The sequence below is a fragment of the Streptomyces sp. NPDC030021 genome, from assembly GCF_055574035.1.
Genome location: NZ_JBVIAH010000018.1, coordinates 127,825 through 149,460, shown reverse-complemented (window position 1 = coordinate 149,460; position 21,636 = coordinate 127,825). Strand labels below are relative to the sequence as shown.

General features: G+C 68.9%; 18 protein-coding genes and 2 pseudogenes. 7 read left to right on the top strand and 13 right to left on the bottom strand.

The features are described from left to right. The first annotated feature begins 2 nt into the window (after positions 1–2). A pseudogene (gene purU, locus ACZ4YL_RS30430) lies at positions 3–874 on the top strand (formyltetrahydrofolate deformylase). 276 nt (positions 875–1,150) lie between these two features. Here the strand turns inward: purU and ACZ4YL_RS30425 are convergent. Continuing rightward, the gene (locus ACZ4YL_RS30425) at positions 1,151–1,975 is read right to left on the bottom strand and encodes a methylenetetrahydrofolate reductase (RefSeq protein WP_468121011.1); all 825 of its coding nucleotides are present in this window, start codon (positions 1,973–1,975) and stop codon (positions 1,151–1,153) included. Beyond that, positions 1,972–3,630, bottom strand: a complete 1,659-nt coding sequence (gene betA / locus ACZ4YL_RS30420) for a choline dehydrogenase (RefSeq protein ID WP_468121010.1) — start codon at positions 3,628–3,630, stop codon at positions 1,972–1,974. The genes ACZ4YL_RS30425 and betA overlap by 4 nt, the downstream gene beginning before the upstream one ends. 153 nt (positions 3,631–3,783) lie before the next feature. On the opposite strand from betA, the gene ACZ4YL_RS30415 reads away from it, so the two are divergent. Next, entirely contained in the window at positions 3,784–4,581 is a 798-nt protein-coding gene (locus ACZ4YL_RS30415; RefSeq protein WP_406186025.1) for an IclR family transcriptional regulator, read from the top strand. A gap of 42 nt (positions 4,582–4,623) precedes the next feature. On the opposite strand, the gene ACZ4YL_RS30410 is transcribed toward ACZ4YL_RS30415, so the two are convergent. The 3 genes from ACZ4YL_RS30410 to ACZ4YL_RS30400 all read right to left on the bottom strand — a co-directional run bounded on the left by ACZ4YL_RS30410 (position 4,624) and on the right by ACZ4YL_RS30400 (position 7,386). Next, positions 4,624–5,757, bottom strand: coding sequence for an aromatic ring-hydroxylating oxygenase subunit alpha (locus ACZ4YL_RS30410; protein WP_468121008.1), 1,134 nt, complete (start codon positions 5,755–5,757; stop codon positions 4,624–4,626). Between the two features lie 103 nt (positions 5,758–5,860). Beyond that, positions 5,861–7,027 carry an NAD(P)/FAD-dependent oxidoreductase gene (locus ACZ4YL_RS30405; RefSeq protein ID WP_468121006.1) on the bottom strand — a complete coding sequence of 389 codons (1,167 nt, stop codon included), beginning with the start codon at positions 7,025–7,027 and terminating at the stop codon, positions 5,861–5,863. Further along, positions 7,024–7,386, bottom strand: a complete 363-nt coding sequence (locus ACZ4YL_RS30400) for a bifunctional 3-phenylpropionate/cinnamic acid dioxygenase ferredoxin subunit (protein ID WP_468121004.1) — start codon at positions 7,384–7,386, stop codon at positions 7,024–7,026. Before ACZ4YL_RS30400 ends, ACZ4YL_RS30405 begins: the two co-directional genes overlap by 4 nt. Positions 7,387–7,642: 256 nt before the next feature. Between ACZ4YL_RS30400 and ACZ4YL_RS30395 the strand changes: the two genes are divergently transcribed. Beyond that, positions 7,643–8,095: a hypothetical protein gene (locus ACZ4YL_RS30395; protein WP_468121003.1), complete on the top strand. Its 453-nt coding sequence runs from the start codon at positions 7,643–7,645 to the stop codon at positions 8,093–8,095. Between the two features lie 49 nt (positions 8,096–8,144). Here ACZ4YL_RS30395 and ACZ4YL_RS30390 read toward each other — a convergent pair whose 3' ends face one another. Then, positions 8,145–8,777 carry an MBL fold metallo-hydrolase gene (locus tag ACZ4YL_RS30390; protein ID WP_468121001.1) on the bottom strand — a complete coding sequence of 211 codons (633 nt, stop codon included), beginning with the start codon at positions 8,775–8,777 and terminating at the stop codon, positions 8,145–8,147. Next, entirely contained in the window at positions 8,777–9,862 is a 1,086-nt protein-coding gene (locus ACZ4YL_RS30385; RefSeq protein WP_468120999.1) for an S-(hydroxymethyl)mycothiol dehydrogenase, read from the bottom strand. Before ACZ4YL_RS30385 ends, ACZ4YL_RS30390 begins: the two co-directional genes overlap by 1 nt. A 393-nt stretch (positions 9,863–10,255) precedes the next feature. On the opposite strand from ACZ4YL_RS30385, the pseudogene ACZ4YL_RS30380 reads away from it, so the two are divergent. Then, positions 10,256–10,546: pseudogene (locus tag ACZ4YL_RS30380) on the top strand (protein-L-isoaspartate O-methyltransferase family protein); the annotation flags it as partial. 7 nt (positions 10,547–10,553) lie between these two features. Here ACZ4YL_RS30380 and ACZ4YL_RS30375 read toward each other — a convergent pair. Both ACZ4YL_RS30375 and ACZ4YL_RS30370 read right to left on the bottom strand, forming a co-directional pair. After that, positions 10,554–11,180 carry a hypothetical protein gene (locus ACZ4YL_RS30375; RefSeq protein ID WP_468121075.1) on the bottom strand — a complete coding sequence of 209 codons (627 nt, stop codon included), beginning with the start codon at positions 11,178–11,180 and terminating at the stop codon, positions 10,554–10,556. 37 nt (positions 11,181–11,217) lie between these two features. Then, on the bottom strand, positions 11,218–11,433 hold the full coding sequence (locus tag ACZ4YL_RS30370; RefSeq protein ID WP_468121074.1) for a hypothetical protein: 216 nt from the start codon (positions 11,431–11,433) through the stop codon (positions 11,218–11,220). Between the two features lie 380 nt (positions 11,434–11,813). Between ACZ4YL_RS30370 and htpX the strand changes: the two genes are divergently transcribed. Both htpX and pspAB read left to right on the top strand, forming a co-directional pair. Next, complete coding sequence (gene htpX, locus ACZ4YL_RS30365) at positions 11,814–12,728, top strand: zinc metalloprotease HtpX (protein ID WP_468120997.1); 915 nt, start codon at positions 11,814–11,816, stop codon at positions 12,726–12,728. 16 nt (positions 12,729–12,744) lie between these two features. Then, complete coding sequence (pspAB, locus tag ACZ4YL_RS30360; RefSeq protein WP_468120995.1) at positions 12,745–13,335, top strand: PspA-associated protein PspAB; 591 nt, start codon at positions 12,745–12,747, stop codon at positions 13,333–13,335. A gap of 225 nt (positions 13,336–13,560) precedes the next feature. Here pspAB and ACZ4YL_RS30355 read toward each other — a convergent pair whose 3' ends face one another. Beyond that, complete coding sequence (locus ACZ4YL_RS30355; protein WP_468120993.1) at positions 13,561–14,880, bottom strand: DUF2254 domain-containing protein; 1,320 nt, start codon at positions 14,878–14,880, stop codon at positions 13,561–13,563. 208 nt (positions 14,881–15,088) lie between these two features. Between ACZ4YL_RS30355 and ACZ4YL_RS30350 the strand changes: the two genes are divergently transcribed. Continuing rightward, a complete protein-coding gene (locus ACZ4YL_RS30350; protein ID WP_468120991.1) occupies positions 15,089–16,936 on the top strand; it encodes a glycoside hydrolase family 15 protein in 1,848 nt (615 codons plus the stop codon). Between the two features lie 159 nt (positions 16,937–17,095). On the opposite strand, the gene ACZ4YL_RS30345 is transcribed toward ACZ4YL_RS30350, so the two are convergent. From ACZ4YL_RS30345 to ACZ4YL_RS30335, 3 genes are all read right to left on the bottom strand, one after another. Beyond that, positions 17,096–18,868 (bottom strand): cation:proton antiporter, encoded by a 1,773-nt coding sequence (locus ACZ4YL_RS30345; protein ID WP_468120989.1) that lies wholly within the window; start codon positions 18,866–18,868, stop codon positions 17,096–17,098. A 235-nt stretch (positions 18,869–19,103) separates the two neighbouring features. Next, positions 19,104–20,144 (bottom strand): cytochrome d ubiquinol oxidase subunit II, encoded by a 1,041-nt coding sequence (gene cydB / locus ACZ4YL_RS30340; protein ID WP_468120988.1) that lies wholly within the window; start codon positions 20,142–20,144, stop codon positions 19,104–19,106. Positions 20,145–20,170: 26 nt separating this feature from the next. Further along, the gene (locus ACZ4YL_RS30335; protein WP_468120987.1) at positions 20,171–21,613 is read right to left on the bottom strand and encodes a cytochrome ubiquinol oxidase subunit I; all 1,443 of its coding nucleotides are present in this window, start codon (positions 21,611–21,613) and stop codon (positions 20,171–20,173) included. Positions 21,614–21,636: the final 23 nt, after the last annotated feature.

Genomic DNA, 21,636 nt, shown 5'->3' with positions numbered 1-21,636 from the left:
GCATGCCCCCTCGACCACAACCTGGCCGTGAATACGTCCTCACGCTCTCGTGCCCGGACCAGGCCGGACTGGTCCACGCCGTGAGCGGCTATCTGGTCAGGAACTCCGGCAACATCCTGGAGAGCCAGCAGTTCGACGAGCGGCTTCAGGGCCGTTTCTTCATGAGGGTCCACTTCGATGTGTCGGACCCGGACACCGACGCGAAGAATCTGCGTGACCGATTCGGCCCCGTCGCCGAGGCATTTCGGATCTCGTGGACTCTTCGGGACGCCTCCACCCCGACCCGTACGCTCATCATGGTCTCGAAGTTCGGCCACTGCCTGAACGACCTGCTCTTCCGCCGGCGCACCGGCGCGCTCAACATAGAAATCCCGGCCATCGTCTCCAACCACCGGGAGTTCGAGGAACTGGCCGGGACCTACGGCATCCCCTTCCACCACATCCCGGTGACCAAGGACACCAAGGCCGACGCCGAGGCACGCCTCATGGAGCTGGTCCGCGAGCTGGACATCGACCTGGTGGTGCTCGCCCGCTACATGCAGATCCTCTCCGACGACCTGTGCAAGCAATTCGAGGGCCGGGCCATCAACATCCACCATTCCTTCCTGCCCAGTTTCAAGGGCGCACGCCCGTATCAGCAGGCGTACGAGCGCGGTGTGAAACTGGTCGGCGCCACGGCGCACTATGTGACGCCGGACCTGGACGAAGGGCAGATCATCGAGCAGGACGTGGCCGTGTGGATCATTCGCTCGACCCGGACGAGTTGGTCACGGTCGGGCGGGACGTGGAGGCGCGGGTGCTGGCGCACGCGGTCAAGTGGCACAGCGAGAGCCGCGTCATGGTGGACGGAAGCCGCACGGTGGTCTTCCGCTGAGCGGTACGCGATCGCCGGACAGGATTGATTCCCGCACCCCGCCCCTGTCCCGACTGGGGCTACGCCCCGGGTCCGGCCCGGACGAGCTCCATGGGAGCCCGTCCGGCAGGTGCTAAGGGCTGTCCCGCAATCCCCGGTGGATCAGCGCACGGCGTCAGATGCGGTGCATCGCAAGGCGGAGGGGCGCCCGCATACTGGGCGTATTCGGGTGCTCCGACAACGCGGCGAGGTGCCGTAGCTGACGTCGTGCGCCCGCCGGGGATTGCGGGACAGCCCTTAGCAACCGTCGAGGCGCTCCAGCATGCCGCGTCGCCAGCGCTCGGTCTCGGCGATCTGGTTGAAGGTGAACAGGTGCAGGCCCGCGACCGCCGCCGAGGGCGCTGTCAGCACGGGCGCGCCGCGCCGCAGCAGCCGCTCCGGCGCATAGCCGCCCGGCGCCGCGAAGCGCACGAACCAGGAGGCGTGCCGGGCCAGGAAGCGCGTCGACTCCCCCACACCGATCTTCGCCGCCATCGCCAGGAGCTTCGTACGTTCGACGGGCCCGGCCACGCCCACGTGCACCGGGAGGGTGACATCCCGGCGGCGGACCCGCGTCACCCACTCGCCCAGCACTCGGGGGTCGAAGCACAGGTTGCTCACGATGTACGTGGCGTGGGCACGCTTGTCCCACATCGCCTGGATGGTGGTGTCGTCGTCGATGAGCGGATGGCTCTCCGGGTAGCCGGTGATGCCGACCCTGCTGAAGGGACTGCCCAGCTCGCCCAGCCGCCGCAGCACGGGCAGCGCCCCCTCGTACGGTCCGGCGGGCGGATCCGCGTCCCCGGCCGGTACGAAGACGTCGTCCACGCCCGCCTCCCGCAGCCGTGCGACGACCTCCGCCACATGGGCGCCGTCCCTGAGGAGCCGGGCGGGCACATGCGGCACGACGCCGTACCCCTCCACCGCCAGCCGGGTCGCGAGATCCAGCGTCGGCTCCAGGCCCTTCACCGGCGACGCCGTGACCGTCACCACCACATTGCGCGGCACATGGGCGAGAACCTTGTCGTGCGTGGACTTCGCCGGCAGGACCTCGTAGCGGACGTTCTTCAGCAGCTCTCTCACCGCGGGTCGCGGTGCCGGTAGTACGAGGCCTTGGAGGGTGGCAGCGGCTCCTTGCCGAGGATGAGGTCGGCGGCCTTCTCCGCGATCATCATCACGGGTGCGTAGATGTTGCCGTTGGTGACGTACGGCATCACGGAGGCATCCACGACGCGCAGCCCCTCCACGCCGTGCACCCGCATGCTCTCCGGGTCTACGACGGCCATCTCGTCCGTGCCCATCTTGCAGGTACAGGAGGGGTGCAGGGCGGTCTCACCCTCCTTCGCGACCCAGGCGAGGATCTCCTCGTCGCTCTGCACGGAGGGTCCGGGCGAGATCTCGCCGTCGTTGTACGGGGCGAGCGCGGGCTGGTTGAGGAGCTTGCGGGTCACCCGGATCGCCTCGACCCACTCACGTCGGTCCTGTTCGGTGGACAAATAGTTGAAGCGCAGCGCCGGATGCTCGCGCGGGTCCTTGCTCTTGATCTTCACGGAGCCGAGGGCGTCGGAGTACATGGGTCCGACGTGCACCTGGTAGCCGTGCCCGCCGGCGGGCGAGGACCCGTCGTAGCGGACCGCGATGGGCAGGAAGTGGAACATCAGGTTGGGGTAGTCCACATCCTCGTTGCTGCGGACGAAGCCCCCCGCCTCGAAGTGATTGGTCGCGGCCGGGCCCTTGCGCAAGAGCCACTGGAGGCCGATGAAAGGAGCGCGCCACTTGGCGAGGTACGGCTGCATGGACACCGGCTGCTTGCAGGCGTGCTGGACATAGACCTCCAGATGGTCCTGCAGGTTCTCACCCACCCCCGGCAGGTGGTGGACGACGTCGATGCCGAGCGGCTCGAGTTCCTCGGCGTTTCCGACGCCGGAGAGCTGCAGCAGCTGCGGGGAGTTGATCGCACCGCCGCACAGGATGACCTCGCGGGCGCGCACCTGCTGGACCTTGCCGCGGCCGCGCCGGTACTCGACGCCGACTGCGCGCTTGCCCTCGAAGAGCACGCGAGTGGCCAGGGCACGTGTCCTGACGTCAAGGTTCGGCCGCCTCTTCACGGGCCCCAGGTACGCTTTCGAGGCCGACAGGCGGCGGCCGCGGTGGACGTTGCGGTCGAAGGGCGCGAAGCCTTCCTGCCGATAGCCGTTGACGTCGTCGGTGCGGGGGTGGCCGGCTTCCTGGACGGCCTGGAGGAAGGCGGGGAAGAGCGGGCTGGACGCCGGGCCGCGTTCGAGGACGAGGGGGCCCTCGTGGCCGCGGAACTCGTCGTCGGGCTCCGCCGCCAGGCAGTTCTCCATCCGCTTGAAGTACGGCAGACAGTGGGCGTAGTCCCAGGTTTCCATCCCCTGGTCGGCCGCCCACCGCTCGTAGTCCATCGGGTTGCCGCGCTGGAAGATCATGCCGTTGATGCTGCTGGAACCGCCGAGCACCTTGCCGCGGGCATGGTAGACGCGCCGACCGCCCATGTGGGGCTCGGGCTCGGATTCGTACTTCCAGTCGTAGAAGCGACTGCCGATGGGGAAGGTCAGCGCCGCGGGCATGTGTATGAAGACATCCCAGGGGTAGTCGGACCGGCCGGCCTCCAGCACCAGCACGCGGTTGCCCGGCTCGGCGGAGAGCCGGTTGGCCAGGGCGCTGCCGGCCGAACCGCCGCCGACGATGACGAAGTCATACTGCAAGGGGGCCATGGTCTGCCTCGTCTCGCTCGCGTCGTCGATATGCGCGGCATGGTAGTACGGGTAGCGCTATACGCACCAGGTTGCAAGCCGCGCAACTTGATTCGCTTGAGGCCCCTTCTCGCTTCCGCCCGCGCCGTTGTTTACCGTGCGTATAGTTGCACCATGAGCAACTTCACCGCAGATAGCGAGACGGCGGGACCACAGGGCGGTGGCGTGCAGTCCGTCGACCGCGCCATCAGTGTGCTGGAGATCCTGGCCCAGCGCGGCGAGGCCGGCGTCAGCGAAGTGGCCGCGGAGCTCGACGTCCACAAATCCACCGCCTTCCGGCTGCTCGGCGCCCTGGAGGCACGCGGGCTGGTGGAACAGGCGGGCGAGCGCGGCAAGTACTGCCTCGGCTTCGGCATCGTACGGTTGGCCGGTGCGGTCACCGGTCGTATCGACATCACACAGCAGGGCCGCCCGGTCTGCGAGCGACTCGCCGAGGAAATCGGCGAGACCGTGAACATCGCCATCATGGAGAAGCAGTTCGCGATCAACCTCTGCCAGGTGCGCGGCCCCGGCGCCATCACCGCGCACAACTGGGTCGGCCAGCTCACCCCGTTGCACGCCACCTCCAGCGGCAAGATCCTTCTGGCCCACCTCCCCGCGAAGCAGCGCGCCGAACTCCTCGCGGACGCGGGCCTGGAGAAGCTCACGCCACACACCCTGACCTCGAAGACGAAGCTCGAGAAGAACCTCGCCGAGGCCAGGGAGCGCGGCTATGCCTGGACGTTGGAGGAGCTGGAGATCGGCCTGCATGCCATGGCCTCTCCGGTCCGCTCCCGGGACGGCGAGGTCATCGCCGCGGTCAGCGCCTCCGGACCCTCCTACCGCTTCACCGAGGAGCGGATGCACGAGCTCGCACCGGTACTGGTCAAGGGCGCACAGGAGATCAGCCACCGGATGGGCTACCTGGGCTGACCGCACGCCGCACGCCTGGCACCCTGGGCGCTCGGGCCGCCGTTACTCCGGCTGCCGGGTGCCGAGGCGTTCGCGTACCCAGTCGTGGAAGGCGCCGATGTGGTGCTCGCTGGGCACCAGGACACCACCCTTGGCGTACAGGCGCGAGCTCATCGCCGGCTGGCAGCGCTCGCAGGCGTCGAAGTCCTGCCGGTTGACCCGGTCGAAGAGCTCGACGGAGCGGCTGACGTCCTTGCCGCCGCGCACGACGTCCTTCAGATACAGCCAGTCGCACTCGACGATCGTGCGGTCCGCGGCCACGGGGTACATCCGATGGAAGATCACATGGTCGGGCACGAGGTTGATGAAGACCTGGGGCTTGACGGTGATCGCGTAGTAGCGGCGGTCCTGGTCCTCGGTGACGGTCGGGATACGATCGAGCCCCTCCGAGCCGTCGACCGTGAAGCCCTTGATGTCCGTGCCGAATTCGGCGCCGTGACCGACGTAGTACTGCGCGGCGTAGCCGTCCGCGAATTCGGGGAGCACCTCGGTGAGTTCGGGGTGGATGGTGGCGCAGTGGTAGCACTCCATGAAGTTCTCGATGATGAGCTTCCAGTTCGCCTTGACGTCGTAGACGATCCGCCTGCCGACCTCGAGGTTCGCCATGTCGTAGTGCTCGATGGACTCCACGTCGCCCAGCCGGGTGCGGACCGCGCCGATGACCTGGTCCTCGAAGGAAGGCGGATTCTCGGCCAGGCAGACCCAGACGTACCCGAGCCATTCGCGTACCCGCACGCCCACCAGGCCGTACTCGGTACGGCCGACGTCCGGCATCCTGGTGAGGTTGGGCGCGGCGACCAGCTTGCCGTTCAGGTCGTACGTCCAGGCGTGGTACGGGCACTGGAAGGCCCGCTTGACCTCGCCGGTCTCCTCGGTACAGAGCTTGGCGCCGCGGTGCCTGCAGACGTTGAAGAAGGCGCGAATGGATTCGTCGCGCGAGCGGGTGACGAGGATGCTCTCGCGGCCCACGTCCACGGTCTTGAAGGCACCCGGCTTGGCAAGCTCCGAGGAGCGCGCGACGCAGAACCACATCGTCTCGAAGATGTGCTCCTGCTCCTGGGCGAAGATCCCGGGATCGGTGTAGTAGGAGCCGGGGAGAGTGGCGATCAGACTGTCCGGCAGGCTGGTCGAGGTCACAGGGCACTCCTCGCGGGAAAAACGTCGTTGTGTGACAAGCAACGCAGTGTGCAATACGCAACCACAGGCAACGCCCGCAGCATGCGGTGCGAAACCGGAGGCGTCAAGACCTCGCCGTGGCGAGCTGCTTGCGCCAGCGGGTGAACAGCCGCGGCTGGTCCATCCCGAGCACGGCGACCGGGTGTCCGGCGCTCCGGTAGACGGCGAGGAAGCTGCGGTCGTCCGTAGCTCCCTCCTCGACGGTGACGCTGTCGGACCCTGCGACGTGCCCGGCGAACTGGATACGCACGCCGTACTGGTCGGACCAGAAGTACGGTGGCCTGGGCGCCGCCGGTGCCGCCGTGCCCCCGGAGAGCAGCGTCGCGACGGCCGCGGTCGGCCGTTCCTGGGCGCCGGTCCAGTGCTCGACCCTGCGGTGGGCCCCGGAGGCCGGGTCGTACCAGGAGGCGCAGTCGCCGACCGCGACGACACCGGCCAGGCTGGTGCGGCCGTCGACACCGCACCGGACGCCGTTCTCCAGCACGATGCCGGAGCCTTCGAGCCATTCGACACACGGGCGGGCACCCACACCGACGACGACCGTGTCCGCCGGAAGCCGACGGCCGTCCGCCAGCAGGACCGCGTCCACTCGGCCGCCGGCCCCGCTGAGCTGTTCGACCCCTATGCCGCAGAGCAGCCGTACGCCATGGTCCGCGTGGAGCGAGGAGACGATGCCGCCCATGGTCTCACCGAGCGGTCCGGCAAGCGGGGTCGGCGCCACTTCGACGACCGTCACATCGAGACCGAGCCGGTACGCGGTCGAGGCCACCTCGGCGCCGATGAATCCGCCGCCGATGACGACCAGCCGCCCGCCGCGGGCGAGGTCGGCCCGCAGGGCCCGAGCGTCATCCAGGGTACGCAGCGTGTGAACACCGGCCAGACCGTCGCTCCCGGGCAGGGTGCGGGCCGCCGCTCCGGTGGCGATGACGATGCCGTCGGCCCGTACCGCACGGCCGTCGGCAAGGCGCACCGAGCGGTCGCCGCGGTCAAGCCCGGTGGCCCGTACGCCGAGCAGCCACTCGGCGCCGAGATCCTCGCCGTCCGCCTCCAGCGAGAGGTCCGCCTCACCCATGCCACCGGCGAGGTACTCCTTCGACAGAGGCGGCCTGTCGTACGGCCGGTGCGACTCGTCGCCGATCAGGACCAGCCGCCCACCGTAACCCTGCTTCCGGAGTGAACGCGCCGCCGACAGTCCGGCCAGCGAGGCGCCCACCACGGCCACGGTCCTCACGCGGGACCTCCGGCGAGCCGTGCCGTGACACAGGGAGGCAGGTTGGGCACGGCCTCGGACAGCTGTACGTAGATCATTCCACCCTCGACGACCACATGGTGGGTACGGACGGGCAGCCTGGCCGGCGGAGCGTCGACGGCCCCGGTCCGCAGGTCGAACTTGGAGGCGTGCAGCGGGCATTCGACCTCGCACCCTTCCAACCAGCCGTCCGCGAGCGAGGCGTCCTGGTGCGTGCAGGTGTCGTCGATGGCCAGCACCTCGCCGTCTTCGGTGTGGAACACCGCGACGGGCGGGTCGATTTCGAGCCGATGGGCCTCGCCTCGCGGCAGATCCGCGAGGCGGCACACGGGAATCATCAAGGGACACCTCGATGCGTATAGCGAAACGGATTGCGATGTACGCAACGCCAGTCTGGAGGGGGCCCCATACCTTGTCAAGGATTCGATCGGGACAGCGGGGCAGCCGAAGAAGGGGGCCGCGAGCCTTGACGCGGCAGGTCCGCCACCACGTCACCCTGGTGGCCAAATGCGCACTAATTGCATATCGCGCCTGTACGGGTACTACAACCGGCTCTTCGGGATCGACGACAAGGTCTGCTACCCGTGGATCGCCCAGGTGTTCTCGGGTCTGACACTCGGCGGCCTCAAGCGGTACGTGGACGAGTTGTTCGCGTACGGCAAGCTGATCCCGGTCACCCACGTCGACGACGGCACGCCGGTGCACAGCACCGTGAACCCGCCGCGCACCTACCCGGCGCAGCGGGAGCTGATCCGCCCTGAAGGTGCACGGCATCCGTGCCCACGTGATGACCGCCGCCCAGGAGGAATTCGTACGGATGGTCGTGTCGGACCCGAAGTACGGCCTCGGCATCCCCCCGCAGAACGTCATCGGCGTCACGACGCTGCTCCGCGACCCGGCGACCGACCGCCTCACCACCGCACGCAGTCGTACACCGACAGGCTGGAGGCAGAGAAGGAGAAGTGGTCCGCCAAGCAGAAGTCCCCTGGCGAAGCCGTCGACGCCGGGCGAAGCCGGGTGGTGGTGGAACCGGCGGAAATCGGCGGCTGACGCCCGGCGGGCTGCCGGGGGCGGGGGCGAGCCCCCGTGCCCGTGCCCGTCAATGGCCCCGCGCGATCCACTCCTCCACGTGCGGCGCCTCGTCGCCGACGGTCGTCGCGTCGCCGTGCCCCGTACGGACCACCGTCTGCGCCGGAAGGCTCAGCAGCCGGTCCCGGATGGAGTCGATGATCGTCGGGAAGTGGGAGAAGGATCGCCCGGTCGCGCCGGGCCCACCGGCGAACAGCGTGTCGCCGGTGAAGACCGTCCCGAGCTCCGGCGCGTAGAAGCAGACCGCGCCCGGTGCATGCCCGGGCGTGTGCAGCACCGTGAGTTCGGTGCCCGCCACCGACACCACCTGACCATCCGCCAGTTCGCCGTCCGGCGACCGCTCCGGGTGGGTTTGCTTCCACAGCGGCAGGTCGTCACCGTGGAGCAGGATCGGCGCGCCGGTCCGGTCGGCGAGCGCCGGGGCGGCGTCGATGTGGTCGTTGTGTGCATGGGTGCACACGATCGCCCGGAGGGTACGACCGCCGAGCGCGGCGGCGATCGCCTCGGCGTCGTGCGCGGCGTCGATGACGATCGCCTCGTGGTCGTCACCGATGATCCAAACGTTGTTGTCGACGTCCCACGTGCCGCCGTCCAGGCTGAACGTCCCGCTGGTGACCAGGTGCTCAATACGCACGTCGGCCATCACAGCACCACGACCGAGCGCAGCACCTCGCCGTGGTGCATCCGCTCGAAGGCCTTCTCGACCTCGTCCAGCGCGACGGTCTCGCTGACGAACGCATCCAGGTCCAGCCGACCCTGCAGGTAAAGGTCGATCAGCATGGGAAAGTCGCGACTGGGCAGGCAGTCCCCGTACCAGCTGGACTTGAGTGCGCCGCCGCGCCCGAAGACGTCGAGGAGCGGCAGCTCCAGCGTCATGTCGGGCGTCGGGACACCGACCAGCACCACCGCGCCGGCCAGGTCGCGGGCATAGAACGCCTGCCGGTACGTCTCCGGGCGGCCGACCGCCTCGATGACCACGTCCGCGCCGAATCCGCCGGTCAGCCCTCGGATCACCTCGACCGGGTCCGTCTCCTGGGAATTGACGGTGTGGGTGGCTCCCAGCTTCCTCGCGGTTTCGAGCTTCCGCTGGTCGATGTCCACCGCAATGATCTTCGCGGCGCCGGCCAGCCGCGACCCGGCGATCGCAGCGTCGCCGACCCCGCCACAGCCGATGACGGCAACGCTGTCGCCACGCCCGACGCCCCCGGTGTTGATCGCGGCGCCGATGCCCGCCATCACCCCGCAGCCCAGCAGTCCGGCCACCGCCGCCGACGCGGCGGGATCGACCTTCGTGCACTGCCCGGCCGCCACCAGGGTCTTCTCGGCGAAGGCGCCGATGCCTAGGGCCGGGGACAGCTCGGTGCCGTCGAGGAGGGTCATCTTCTGCTTCGCGTTGTGGGTGTTGAAGCAGTACCAGGGGCGGCCACGCAGACAGGCCCGGCACTGGCCGCACACAGCCCGCCAGTTGAGGATCACGAAGTCGCCCGGCACCACGTCCGTCACGCCCTCGCCGACCGCTTCCACGATGCCCGCGGCCTCGTGGCCGAGCAGGAAGGGGAAGTCGTCGTTGATGCCGCCGTCGCGATAGTGCAGATCCGTGTGGCACACGCCGCAGGTCTCAACCTTCACCAGCGCCTCGCCCGGGCCGGGGTCGGGCACGTTGATCGTTTCCAGAGTGACGGGAGCACCCTTCTCCCTCGCGACAACAGCACGGACCTGGTGAGCCATGGCCACTCCTCGACTGATCTGAACCCAGAGCGATGAGTTGCTCATTACGGCACGCATCGCATGCACCGCAACATCAGCATCGTAGAGGCCCGAACGTCAGTCAAGAATCCTGCGCGTCAGACCCGGCCGGATTGTCTGGGCGACTGCATCCTCGCGGCGGGGACGGGCAACGCATGGCCCGCAGCACTTGAACCGGCGAGCCCATCCGCGGCTGCGGGCACACGACGAATGCGGACGCGCACCGCGGACGCGCGGCGTGGTTTCCGGCTCGCGCGGCGAACGGAATGTACCGACACCGGGCGGGAGCGACAGCCCGACGGATGCGGAGCCGTCCATGGGCGTGATCAAGGAGTCGGTCGATGTGGCCGCCCCGGTGCGTGCCGCCTGCAACCAGTGGACCCGGTTCGAGAGCTTCCCCCGGTTCGTTCCGGGGCCGTCGGGGTGACGGACCAGCGGCTGCTGGAGGCCGTCCGGGTCACGCCACGGGCGGAGTTCGTCCCCGCCGAGCACACGGCGTCCGCGTACCGGGACACGCCCGTACCGCTCCCTCACGACCAGGTGACCACCCGGCCCTCGCTGTTCGCCATGATGGTCTCCGCGCTCGGCCCCACCGGAAGCGAACGGGTCCTGGAGGTCGGCACCGGCTACCGCCGGCAAACCGCGCTGCCGGCCCGCCTCCCCGCGTACGTGGTCAGCGTCGAGCGCTGGCCGGATCTGGTCGAGGAGGCCCGCCGCCGGCTCCACATGCCGACGGCTTCGCCTTCCCGCTGGGCTCGCTGGCGGCTCCCGACCGTGCCCACCTGCTCTCGGTGCTCAGGCACCCCGTCACCAAGGTGATCCTCTTCGGGCTCTCTCCAGGCGCGACGGTGGACGCCGGCCACAGCCCCGCCTCGGGTTGGACCGTCACGGTGCCGTGGGTCTCGGCCGTGGGCAGCCCGCGGTAGTGCACGATCACGGCCAGGTAGGGGATGTCCGGCAGGTGCTGGGTCACCAGCGGCATCGCGTCGGGCAGCGCACTGTAGCGTGCGGAGTCGTGCGCGGGCGGTTGCCGCAGCTCTCCGTCCAGCACCACAGCTCCGTGGGCGGTGAAGACGGCCTGCCCGTGCCGACCAGGCACATCCGCGTCCTCGCCGACCACCTGTTCGATGGCGGTGAGCGTCAGCCGGTCCGCACCCTGGCGGGCCAAGGCGTCGCGCAGCCGTCGCCAGCGCAGATCGATCGCACGCTCCGGATGCTCGACGTCACGGGATGTGTCGAGGTGGACGGAAGCGAACGGGCCCGGCTCGGCGTACAGGAGCTCCAGGAACGACAGCCGCATCACCACCACTCCACCTTCGATGATGACGCTGTCGCGGTCAGATTCGGAACGGTACGATCCCGGCCGCGACCGATCCCGCCACTGCACCCCCGTAGCAGAACAGACTGATCACGGTGCTCAGCCTCCTGATCCGAAGGCCGTCATACAGGGTGTAGCGGAAGCGATACGCCCAGTGGAAGAAGCGCAACAGGCGCCGCTGCACCTGCGGGTCCCGGTGGCCGACTGGCACGAGGCCGCCGCCCGACTCGGTCACCAGCTGGACGAGTGGGCACGACACCACGGCTCGGACGCCGTCATCGTGGGCGGGAACGACTGGGCAGGCAACGTCCTGGTCCGCCGCCTGCCAGGTGGGCTGCCGCGCCGGATCGTACGCGTGACGGGACCGATGCCGACGAGGCCCTGGTGCGGGCCCTGGTGGGCACCGGAGCCGAACTGGTCGTCGTACCGCAGGACGGCTTGCCGCTGCGGGACGGTGTTGGCGCCCTGCTCCGCTACACGGACGCGGAGACGCCGTCCTGAGCGCCGCGGAGCCTGTCCGGGCCATGCGCGGCACAGCGGGTTGTCCAAAGGGAGAAAGCGGCACAATCGAGGATAGGGAGCGCGGCGCCAGCGCTCCGGCTGGAGGGTGATCAGATGCCTGGGACCCGGTCTCATTCCCGCTACGTCCCGGACAAGGGACTCACCACCCGCATGGTGATGACCATGTTCCTGATCGGGCTGCTCTACGTCGTCTTCGTCGGTGTCCTGCTGGCCCTGCTCCGGGGCTCGTGGCCCGTCATCCTGGTGGTCGCGGGCGGTCTGTTCATCGCGCAGTTCTGGTTCAGCGACCGGATCGCGGCCTTCAGCATGGGTGCCCGTGAGGTCACCCCCGAGCAGGCGCCCGAGCTGCACGGCGCCGTGGACCGCGTCTGCGCCCTCGCCGACATGCCCAAGCCGCGCGTGGCGATCGCCGACAGCGATGTGCCGAACGCGTTCGCCACCGGCCGGGGCGAGCGCACCGCGCTGGTCTGCGTCACCACCGGCCTGCTCCGCCGTCTGGAGCCGGAGGAGCTGGAGGGCGTACTCGCGCACGAGCTGTCGCACGTCGCCCATCGCGATGTCGCGGTGATGACCATCGCGTCGTTCCTCGGTGTCCTGTCAGGAGTGATGACCCGCATCGCGCTGTACAGCGGACTCGGCCGCGACAGCCGCGACGGCAACGCCGCCGTCGTGGCACTCCTGATACCCCTGGTCAGCGCCGTGGTCTACGTGATCAGCTTCCTGCTGACCCGGCTGCTGTCCCGCTACCGCGAGCTGTCCGCCGACCGCGCGGCCGCATTGCTGACCGGCCGTCCGTCGGCGCTCGCTTCCGCGCTCACCAAGGTGACCGGGGAGATGGCGAGGATTCCGAGCAGGGATCTGCGCAAGGCGGAGCCGTTCAACGCGTTCTGGTTCGCGCCCGCGTTCTCGTCCAAGGAGAGCTTGGGCAGGCTGTTCTCCTCCCACCCGACGCTGGAGGAACGGCTGGACCGACTGGGCAAGATCTCGGCGCAGCTCGGCCGACCCTGAACAAGAGGTACTTCCTATGGGACTCCTCGACACCATCCTCGGCCGCAGCAAGCCGGTACGCCCTGACCTCGACCAACTCTTCGCCCTGCCGGGCGCGGCGATCACCCTCCAGGCGGCTGTCGGTTTCGCTCCGACCGGCGTCGGCTCGGTGTGCTTCGCCAGCGTCGAGGGCGGCGCCTTCGCCGGGCTCCAGGAGGAGGTACGGGAGCTGCTCGACGCCGATACCGGCCGCGGCGGCATACCGGTCGAGTTCAGCCAGGACGCGTACGGCTACACCTGGCTCCTCGCCCGCCGGCCCTCCGACGACCTTCCTGCACTGGTAAACGACCTGCACGCCGTCAACACCCTCCTCCAGGATGCCGGCTTCGGCCCGCAGCTGCTCTGCTCCCTGATCGGCTTCCGCGAGGCCGCGGGACAGCGCACGATGGCGCTGGTCTACCTCTACAAGCGCGGCACCTTCTACCCCTTCGCGCCACTTCCCGGAACGGCTGGGAAGCGTGACAACGCATTGGAGCTCCAGACCAGGGCGCTGCTCGCGAACGACCTGAGGGTCGACCCCGACCTGGGCCGCTGGTTTGCGGTGTGGGGCGCGCCGGGGATCGGCTGAGTCGTCGCCTGTTCGCCTTCTCCTCGCCTGAACCACCCGCGACCATCACGACCGGGGATGCGGCGATGTCGGCCTGCTACGCGTGACGATGACCTGTTTCCCGGCCGCCCGACGGCCATCGCGTCGGGCGGAGGCTCCACCGATCTCCTTTGCCTACCGGGTCTCCGCCGAAAGGAAAGCCGTGAACAGAAGTTCGGCAAGCTCTCCGACGGCCGTGAGAACGGCTCACCAGGAGGGTTCGTTCCGGCGGCGCCGCCCCCCGCCGACACCCTGCCGGTCGGCCGTCTGCGCGCTGGCGCGACGGGTGGGGTCGGTGAACGCCCGCTGGACGGATTCCCCGAGGAGGGCGAGCTCCGCGCGAACCGCCGGCAGACACTCGGCCGGCAGGGTTTCGAGGAGGTCGTCCAGCAGCGCGCGGAGCCGCCTGCACACCTGGAGGGACGTGGCCCCGTACTCACGGATTTCGGTGACGCCGAGCTGCAGGTAATTCTCCCAGCCGCGGCCCTGTACCACCAGCCGGGGCCGGCCCTCGCCGTCGGCGAGAACGTACCGGCCGCGGAGCTGCGCCCGGCCGACCACGTGCAGGAACGTGTCGATGTGGTTGAGCACCTGCACGGCGGTCGTGGGGTCGTTCACGGCGGGAGAGAGGGCGCGGATGGCGATGTCGACGAGGATGCGCAGGGCGAAGGCGGGATCCTGCTCGATGGTGCGCTCGGTTCCGAGGGCGACGAGCCCGGTCACCCGCCGCGGGTCGGGTGGCCGGGCGGAGCCGTGGGCCTCGACGAGGGTGGTGCCGGGCGGTACGAAGTCGCCGACCTGGTGGGCCAGGACGAGGACGCAGTCGTGGCGGACGGCGGTGGCGATCAGCCCCGTCGCGTCGAACGCCTGGATGACTCCGCCCCGTTCGGACCGGATGAGGGTCACCGGACCGGCAGGCGGCAGGGAAACCTCGTCGCGTGCCGACGAGCGGTGGATGCGTTCCGTCGCGCGGATGAGCACCTTCTCGCCCAAACGCCCCACCAGGTCGGCGATGGCCACGGGCCGGAGATTGTGGGTGAACCGGTTGAGGTAGATCAGCAGAAGCATGAGGCTGACGGAGACGGCCACTCCGGACAGCGTCACCCCCAGGTCAGGGACGGCGTCCGACTCGATTTTGCGCAACAGGGAAAAGGCGTACGCGAACGTTCCGGTGAACGTGGCCAGCACGGCCTTCTGCAGCCGGTCGCGATACCACAGACGCATGTAGCGCGGGGACAGCGTTCCCGTGGCCTGCTGGACGACGAGTACGCCGATGGTCACGACGAAGCCCAGCAGCGCGACCATGGACCCGACGACGGAACTGAGCACACTGCTCGCCGTCGTCGCGGAGTACTGCCAGGTGTCCGGCAGCCAGCCCGCTCCCTCCACGCCGGCGGCCCATTCGGCGAACAGAGCCCCCAGCAGGAGTCCGATCAGAGGGATGATCCACAGGCTCGCCTTGGCGTACTGCCGCAACCGGAAGCGCGCCGCCCAGGACATCACCGCCGGCTCTCTTGCCGTCCGCATCGGATGCCTCTGTGGGTTTCTGGAGCCGGAGCAAGGTTCGACAGCACGGGCAGCCTCCGGTTTCGGCGGTGCAATGCGGTCTGAACATCCCGTTCGTGCGTTCCCATGCTAAGGGCGATTCCCGGCAGGTGCAGGGGCAGCCAGCTCGCCGGGTTCGCAGCGGTTTCCGCGCTTAACCTGACTGGGTGGCGTCGAAAGGGGTTCTCCCATGGCCGACTACCCGCTGATCGAAAATCACGGCCTGATCGGCGATCTGCAGACCGCGGCGTTGGTGACCACGGAAGGAACGATCGACTGGTTCTGCTGCCCTCGTTTCGATTCCCCCAGCGTGTTCGGAGCTCTCCTCGACTGGGAGAAGGGCGGGCATTTCACGGTCAGACCGACGGACGAGGCGTACACCACGAAGCAGTTGTACCTGCCGGACACCGCGATTCTCGTGACGCGGTTCATGACCGAGACCGGTGCCGGCGAGGTGGTCGACTTCATGCCGGTGACCGGAACGACGGCCACGGACCGACACTGCCTGGTCCGCATGCTCCGGTGCGTACGCGGCAGCATGACGTTCCAGATCGACATCGCCCCGCGCTTCGACTACGGCCGCAGGTCCCACACCCTGCGTGTCTGCGAGAACGGGGCGGTGTTCGCCTCTGAGGACCTGGAACTCACCCTCAGCGTGGTACGGGAGCCGGAGGACGAGCGGGTGATACACGCCCTCACCGGCGATCACGACCTGCGCGTCACGCTTCCCCTCGAAGCCGGACAACAGCGGGGCCTGTTCATGGAGTCGGCCGCAGAGGGGCCGCCTCGCGAGATCCGCGTCGCCGAGTTCCAGGAGCTCTTCGACGACACCCGGCAGTACTGGCGCTCGTGGCTCCACCAGTCCCGGTACACGGGCCGATGGCGCGAGATGGTGGAGCGCTCCGCCGTAACGCTGAAGCTGATGACGTACGCGCCCAGCGGGGCCCTGGTGGCGGCCCCCACGGTGGGTCTGCCGGAGCAACTGGGCGGCGAGCGCAACTGGGACTACCGGTTCACGTGGATCCGTGACGCGTCCTTCTCCGTGTACGCCCTGCTGGGACTGGGGTTCACGGAGGAGGCGAGGGCGTTCATCGGCTGGCTGGGCGACCGGGTGAAGGAGAAGGCCGGCAGCGACACCGACACGGGACCGCTGAACATCATGTACCGGGTGGACGGTTCCTCCGATCTCTACGAAGAGACCTTGGAGCACTGGGAGGGATACCAGGGATCCGCCCCGGTGCGCATAGGCAACGGCGCGGCGACCCAGTTGCAGCTGGACATCTACGGCGAGGCACTCGACAGCATCTCCTTCGCCCACCAGCACGGCATCCACCTGGACATCCAGGGCTGGACATCGCTGCGCACCCTGCTGGACTGGCTCGTGGACCACTGGGACCAGGCCGGCGAGGGGCTGTGGGAGACGCGCGGCGGGCGCCAGCACTTCACATACGGGCGGGTCATGTCCTGGGTCGCGTTCGACCGCGCGCTGCGGCTGGCGGTCGCCCACGGCAGGCCGGCCGAGAGCGGCCGCTGGGCCGCCGAGCGCGACAACATCTACGAGCAGATCCTGGCGAAGGGCTGGGACCCCGACCGCGGGGCTTTCGTCCAGCACTACGGCAGCGATGTGCTCGACTCGTCGCTGTTGCGGATGCCGACCGCGGGGTTCATCACGCCCGACGACCCGATGTGGACGTCCACCTTGGACGCAATGGACCGGGAGCTGGTCACCGACAGCCTGGTCTACCGCTACAACCCAGAGGCGTCGCCCGATGGTCTGCGCGGCAGCGAAGGAACCTTCTCCCTGTGCACCTTCATGTACGTCGACGCCCTGGCACGGGCAGGGCGGGCCGATCAGGCCAGGCTCGTGCTCGAGAAGATGATGACGTACGCCAACCACCTGGGCCTGTATTCGGAGGAGATCGCCCTGACGGGCCGGCAGCTCGGCAACTTCCCGCAGGCGTTCACCCACCTGGCGCTCATCGACGCGGCCATCACGCTGGACGAGACCTTGAACCGCATGCGGCAGGGCGGCAGCTGAGGGCTGTCCCGCAATCCGCCGTGGGTCGGCGCGCGGCGTCGGACGCGGTGCATCGCACGGCGGAGGGTCGCCCTTGTACCGGGCGTGTTTGATGACCCGGGAGCGCGGCGAGGTGCCGTGACCGGAGCCGTGCGCCCGCCGGGAATCACGGGCCGGCCCTCAGGCGGGGGGAGACTGTGCGGGGCCGAACAGAACGACGGAGTCGCCCGCTTGCGGGGTGACCGCCTGCGCCTCGTCCAGCGGTTCCAGCCGGCCGTCGTCACGGACCACGAACAGCGTTTCGTGTCCCGGCGGGAGCGGATCGGAGGCGGGCTGCACCAGGAACCGGGCGCCCTGCTCGTACCGTGCCGCCAGGACGTGCCTGACGAGTGAACCGCCGAAGAGGACGGCGCCGCCCGTGTAGGGCGCGACGGCACCGTGGCTCTCGTGCGGCGGTCCCACCCGGTAGACGGGGCCCTCGACGTTGTCCTTGACCAGCACCGAGGCGAGCGCGTTGAAGTCGTCGTCATCGGTGAGCAGGAAGACGGCATTGACTCCCTCCAGCCGCGCCCTGGGGTTGGTGGCCGTAGCCAGCAGTTCCCCTCTGGCCAGTTCGATTCCGGCGTCTTTGATCCGTTCCCGCTCCTCGTCCATTCCCGCCCACATCTGCACCTCGAGCCCCGCGGACCGCAGGGCTCTTCCGAGTGCGATCACCCACGGAGCACCGCCCACCAGGAGGGGCCGTGTGCGGTTCGGCGTGACGACGCCGAACCGCCGGGCCACGGGGCCGGCTGTCAGGGCGTACAGCACGACCGTCGAGACGATCACCAGGAAGGTGATGGGAAGGATCTTGGAAGCGCCGCGCAGCCCCAGTTCGACGAGGCTCGCCGCGAAGGCCGCCGCGGTGGAGGCCGCGACGATACCGCGCGGGGCCATCCATCCCGCGAACACCCGTTCCCCGAGGGTCATGTCCTTGCCCGTGGTGGCGGTGAAGGCCACGAGCGGCCGCACCACGAGGACGAGGAAAGCGACGAGGACGAGCGTGGGAAGGAGCACGGGCGTCAGCGAGGCCGGGGTGACGCTCGCCGCGATGGAGATGAACAGCAGCCCGATGATCAGCTGGACCAGTGTCTCGAAGAAGGGGCGACGAGCGGGCATGTCGAAGCCCCGGATGTTGGCGGCGGCCATGCCGGTGACGATCGCGGCGATCAGCCCGGTGTCGTCGCGGAAGATGTCGCAGCCTGCCGACACGGTGATCACCGTGGCCAGTTGCGCCAGCGTTCCCAGCGCTTCGCCGAGCCGGAGCACGCGCAGGGTCAGCCACAGCAGTGCCACTCCGACGGATCCGCCGATGAGGCCGACCGCCATGCTGATGAGGAACTGTCCGATCTGGTAACCGCGACCGATGTCGATCCGGTGCGTCGTGGCGACGGCGTGGAAGACGATGGCCCCGAGGATGGCGCCGATCGGGTCGGTCAGCGTTCCTTCCCAGATCAGCAGACGCCGTACCTTGTCCGTCGGCCGCACGTACTGGAGCAGGGGCCCCACGACCGTGGGCCCCGACACGACGAGGATCATGCCCACCATCGCGGCCACCCGCAGCGACATGCTGAACAGGGCCGGGCCGACGGCACAGACGGCCAGGAAGGTGAAGGCCACTCCGAAGAGCAGCAGCCTGCCCACGACCGCGCGGGTGTGGCCCGTGAGGTTACGCAGGTCGAGGCCCAGCCCTGCGTCGTAGAGGATCACTGCCACGGACAGCGACACCAGGGCGGAGAACGCCTCCCCGATCAGCTGGTCCGGATGGACGATGTCGGTCAGGGCGCCCGCGGCGAAACCGGCCGGCAGCAGCAGGATCAGCGCGGGGACGCGCAGTTTGCTCGCGAGGATCTGGCAGGTGGTGGCCAGGGCCACCACCAGGGCGAAGCCGAGGAGGACGTCATCCTCGCTCACAGCGGTTTCCTTCCTCGCCTCACGCGCGTGAGGGGGGACTCGACGAGGTTCCGGAGGCCGGCAGCCCCGGTCGGCGGCCGGTGCCGCGGCCACCGGGTCGGCGTGGCGCCGCGGGGTCGGTCGCCGTCGGCCGCCTCACCCCGCGTGGGGCGGGTCCGCCGCAGCTCGGTTCGGTGGGGTTGACCCACGCGTCCGCCGGGGCTTCGGTACCCGGTGCGATCCGGCGACTCCGGTGTCATAGCTCGGGCCGGGCCGTGGACGGCGCGGTGGGCTGTCCGGGGGTGAGGAAGCGGTCGGCGGAGATCCGCTTGCGGAAGACGTGGTAGGTCCAGCCCTGGTAGACGAGGACGACGGGGAGCAGGACGAGGGCGACGACGGTCATGACCTTGAGTGCATAGGGGCCGGACGCGGTGTTCTGGACGGTCAGGTCGAAGGCGCTGTTGCTGCTGGAGACCATGACCCTCGGATAGAGCTCGGTGAAAAGCGATGCCACGGTCGCGGCCATCGCGAGGGTGGTGGCGCTGAAGGCCCAGCCGTCGTGGCTGCTGCTGATGGCCCAGGCCGCGGCGGCGACGGCCAGGACGGCCGCGAGTTCGACGACGTTGACGAGGATGCCCCGCTCGACGAGGGAGCGCGTCCAGAAGACGAAGGCCAGAACGACCAGGCCGACGGGCAGGACGCTGCGACGGGCGAGCCGGTGCGCCCTTTCGCGGACCTCCCCGCTGGTCTTGAGAGCGAGGAAGGTCGCGCCGTGCAGGAGGCACAGCAGGGTCAGGGTGATCCCGGTGAAGACGCCGTAGCCGGTGAAGAGGTCTGCGAAGGTGCCCGCGTACTCCTGGTCGCGGCCGATGGGGACGCCGTGGAGCAGGTCTCCGAGGGCGATACCGAGGACCAGGGGAACGGTCAGGCTGCCGGCGGTCAGCAGGATGCTCCAGGTCCGTCGCCATCGCACGCCGTCGACGCGGTCGCGGTACTCGACGGCGATGCCACGGACGATGAGTCCGGCCAGGAGAAGGACGAGGGCGAGGTAGAAGCCGGAGAAGAGGGTGGCATACCAGCCCGGGAAGGCGGCGAACATCGCGGCGCCCGCCGTGACCAGCCAGACCTCGTTGCCGTCCCATACCGGTCCGATGGTGTGGAGTACGGCCCGTCGGCCCGCTTCGTCGCGGGAAAGCAGTCCGTGGAGCATGCCGACGCCCAGGTCGAAGCCCTCCAGGACGAAGAAGCCGACCCACAGTACGACGATGAGGATGAACCAGAGAGTGGTGAATTCCATCGCGGGCCTTCCGGCGGCTCGGGACCTCAGTAGGTCAGCTCGGGGGCGGGCTGGTCGTCCTGCTCCGTCGGGTCGGTGCTCTTGCGTGCGTGGCGTGTCATCAGTACGGCGGCGACCACGGTCAGTGCGGCATAGAGGAGGAAGAAGGCCACGATGCTGATGGCCACCTCGGTGGTGCTGACGGAGGAGGAGACACCGTCCTTCGTCAGCTGGAGGCCCTGCACGATCCAGGGCTGGCGTCCGTTCTCGGTGAGGAGCCAGCCGGCGGTGTTGATGAAGAACGGCATCGGCACGGCCCATACCGCTGCGTTGAGGAACCAGCGCGAGTGGGCGAGTCGCTTGCGCCGCAGCAGCCACAGGCCCCACAGGCCGAGGAGGAGGGCGAGTACGGCGAGGTAGGCCATGACGCGCATGGCCCAGTACTGGATGAAAACGTTGGGCACGTAGTCGCCAGGACCGTATTGCTGCTGGTACTGGCTGTTGACCTCGTTGAGACCGAGGACCTTGCCGTTCCAGTGGTTGGTGGCCAGCAGGGACAGCAAGTGGGGGATTTCCAGGATCTGCGTGGGCGTCTGGTCGTTTTTGCCGCCGCCGATCTGGAACAGGGAGAAGGAGCAGGGCTGGCAGGTCTCCCATTGCGCCTCGGCGGCGGCGATCTTCATCGGTTGGTACTTGCCCTCCGTCACGCCCAGTTCACTGCCGACGAGCATGGCGAACAACAATGCGGGCACGAGGACCAGCAGCGACAGGCGGGCGGAGAGCCGGAAGGCCGAGCCCGAACCCTTCGTCGTGTGCGGGTCGCCCTCGGCGTCGGCGTCGGCGTCGGCCCTGTCGTCGCGGAGGTCGTTGCGCAGGTGCCATGCGGAAATGGCGAGCATGACCATCGAACCGGTGATGAGCGCGGCCAGCACCACGTGGAGGTAACCGCGGAGGAAGACCGGGTTGATGAACAGCGCCCACACGTCATTGAGCTGCGGCCGACCGGTGGACGGGTCGATGGCGTAGCCGACCGGATGCTGCATCCAGGAGTTCGCCGCCATGATGAACAGCGCCGACAGTGCGCTGCCGGCCGCCACGGCCCAGATCGTCGCCAGGTGGACGCGCTTGGACAGCTTGTCCCAACCGAAGATCCACAGGCCGAGGAAGGTCGATTCCAGGAAGAAGGCCGCAAGGCCCTCCATCGCCAGTGGGGCCCCGAACACATCGCCCACCGTGCGGGCGTAGCCCGACCAGTCCATGCCGAACTGGAACTCCTGGACCAGGCCCGTCACCACACCGACGGCGATGTTGATCACCAGCAAGGTCCCGAAGAACCGCGTCAGCCGCAAGTACTCGGCCCGCCCGCCTCGGTACCAGGCGGTCTGGAGCAGGGCGGTCAGCAGACTCAGCCCGATGGTCACCGGGACGAACAGGAAGTGGTAGATCGACGTCATCGCGAACTGCAACCGCGCCAGATCCAGCTGACTCATGTGTCCACACCCATCACGGCGAC